Annotated in this window: 2 protein-coding genes; one reads left to right on the forward strand and one right to left on the reverse strand. The window is 61.3% G+C overall.

Annotated elements, in window-relative coordinates:
• Positions 1-96: 96 nt before the first annotated feature.
• Entirely contained in the window at positions 97-1152 is a 1056-nt protein-coding gene (locus EN893_RS29925) for an ABC transporter substrate-binding protein (RefSeq protein ID WP_127270371.1), read from the reverse strand.
• Between the two features lie 121 nt (positions 1153-1273).
• Here EN893_RS29925 and EN893_RS29930 point away from each other — a divergent pair.
• A partial coding sequence (locus tag EN893_RS29930; RefSeq protein WP_128362021.1) for an aminotransferase class III-fold pyridoxal phosphate-dependent enzyme occupies positions 1274-2261 on the forward strand: 988 nt, incomplete at its 3' end.

Raw genomic sequence — 2261 nt, forward strand, 5'->3', positions numbered from 1 at the left:
ACGACGAACAGAATAAGCGGGGTCGTCAACAGGGCGAGCATGCCGCCCCGTTGGCGCCGCTTCATAGCCGGCTTTGTCCCGACCAACATGCCTGGGTTACTTCGCGAGCCAGGCCTTGAAGCGTTCTTCCAGTGCTTCCTTGTGCTCGGTCCAGAAGTCGTTGTCATAGGAGGCGCCGTACTGAAGGTGCTCCGGCGACGTCGGCAGGTAGGCCTTCCAATCCGCGGGAATGAGGTCGGCGGCTTCCTTGCGGCCGGTGCCATAGGCATAGAGTTTCGAGAAGCCGGCCTGGTTTTCAGGGATGGAGAACCACTTGAGGAGATCCAGCCCGGCCTGCTGGTGCGGCGCGCCCTTCACCACCGCCCAGTAGTCGGTGCCATAGAAGAAGCCAGCGTCCCATGCGATCGCATAGGGCTTCTTCTCGTTGATGGCTTCGTTGGTGATGCGCGCATTGAACGCGTCGCTGAGAGCCACTTCACCACTGTCGAGGTTCTGGATGCCCTGCGTCGTTGTGGACCACCAGACGACGTGCGCCTTGATCTTGTCGAGCATGGCGAAAGCCCGGTCGACGCCTTCCGGCGTGCCCAGCACCTTGTACATGTCCTCGCGCTTAACGCCGTCGGCCATCAGCGCATTTTCCAGCGTGAACTGTGCCTGCTGGTAAAGCCCGCGCTTTCCCGGAAATTTCTCGACGTTCCAGAAATCCGCCCAGCTCTTCGGCGCGGCGTCACCTTTGTAGACCTTCGTGTTGTAGGCAAGGACCGTAGCCCAGGTGTCGGATGCGACGCCGCATTCGTGCAGGGTGCCTGGGAGATAATTCGCCGCGTCGCCGGTGATCTCGGGCGTCAGCGGGACGAACAGGCCTTCGGCGCAGCCGACTTCCATGGCGGGCGCTTCGACCGAGACGACGTCGTAGGTAATGTTGCCCGCCTGCACCTGGGCACGCACCTTGGCGACCTCGCCGCCCCATTCTTCCATGACGATCGGAACGCCCGTCTTTTCGGTGTACTTGTCCCAGACCCCATCCTTGTAGGCCTTGTCCCATGTACCCCCCCAGCCGACCACCGTGACGGGGTCGGCCGCGGACGCGGCCAAAGTCGAGGTCGCGAGGCAGATCGCGGCGGCAGATACGGCTTGCAGATAAGTCCTCATTGCAGTTCCCCTTTCTTATCGTTGCAGATTTGATCAAATTTCAAACGCAAAATCGATTGATTAGCAACAGGAATTTGCGATATGGTGCAAAAAAGTTGAAAAGACGAGGAGATTTGATCGAATGCTGCAAGGCACTAGAGACCTGCGCGCCAATGTCAGTCTCGCTGCTGTTCTGGACGAGGCGCGACAGCGTTTCGCTGACGCCAACCCGAACAGCCGGGCGCGTCAGAACGAGGCCGCGGCATCGTTGCCGGGCGGCAATACGAGGGCTGTTCTATGGTATCGGCCATTCCCCGTATCGTTTGTTTCCGGTGAAGGCTGCAGGGTGACCGATTTGGACGGCCATACCTATGTCGACCTGGTCTCGGAATACAGTGCCGGTTTCTACGGCCACTCCGACAAGGCGATTTCGGCGGCCCTTGTGGACGTCATACAGGGTGGCATCATGCTGGGCGCACCCAACCGCTATGAGGCGCGCCTGGCTGCCGCGGTGGTCGACCGTTTTCCGGCCATAGAGCGCGTGCGCTTCTGCAACTCGGGCACCGAGGCGAACATCATGGCGATTTCGGCGGCTCGCGCCATCACGCAGCGCTCGAAGATCCTCGCCTTCCGCGAGGGCTATCATGGCGGCGTACTCACTTTTGCGCATGGCGGCTCACCGCTCAATTTGCCTTTCCCCTTTGTCTTCGCCGACTACAACGATAGTGCAGGCGCCGTGGCGCTCATCAAGGAACAGGGCGACGAGCTTGCCGCAGTGATCGTCGAGCCGATGATGGGCGGCGGCGGCTGCATCCCGGCGACGCGTGAGTTCCTGGAAGCGCTGCGCGCGGCGACGAAGGAGACCGGCGCGCTGCTGATCTTCGACGAGGTGATGACCTCGCGCCTCGACTACCGCGCGCTCCATGGCGCACATGAAATCTTTCCCGATTTCGTGACGCTCGGCAAGTATATCGGCGGCGGCGCCAGTTTTGGCGCATTCGGTGGACGCGCCGACCTCGTCGATCGCTTCGATCCGGCTTTGCCCGGTGCGTTCTCGCATGGCGGGACGTTCAACAACAATATTCTCAGCATGGCTGCTGGCTTCACCGGTCTGACCGAGGTGCTGACGC

The sequence above is a fragment of the Mesorhizobium sp. M7A.F.Ca.CA.004.04.2.1 genome (assembly GCF_004022825.1).
Classification (GTDB): Bacteria; Pseudomonadota; Alphaproteobacteria; order Rhizobiales; family Rhizobiaceae; genus Mesorhizobium.